General features: G+C 44.8%; 1 protein-coding gene. It reads left to right on the top strand.

Annotated elements, in window-relative coordinates:
- A partial coding sequence (locus tag HA632_RS01510) for a hypothetical protein (protein WP_217902802.1) occupies positions 1-239 on the top strand: 239 nt, incomplete at both ends.

The raw sequence follows: 239 nt of genomic DNA, 5'->3' as shown, positions 1-239 counted from the left end.
GGAAATTCTTCTACTGCTTCACAAACTATAAATGTACAAGACGTAACGGCTCCGGTTATCGCAGCGTTACCTGCTACTTCAACTATCTCTTGTCCGGCTTCGCCTGAGTTCGCTCAAGCTACTGCTACTGATGAGTGTGGTTCCGCTTTCGAATTGACTTTCGAAGATGTAACTACCAATGGTAATTGTGCAGGTTCTTATTCTGTAACCAGAACTTGGACTGCTACTGATGCTTGTGG

The organism is Flavobacterium sp. J49 (assembly GCF_011742145.1).
Lineage (GTDB): Bacteria > Bacteroidota > Bacteroidia > Flavobacteriales > Flavobacteriaceae > Flavobacterium.
The sequence above is the reverse complement of the archived record's forward strand: the minus strand, read 5'-3'. Positions and strand labels throughout refer to the sequence as shown.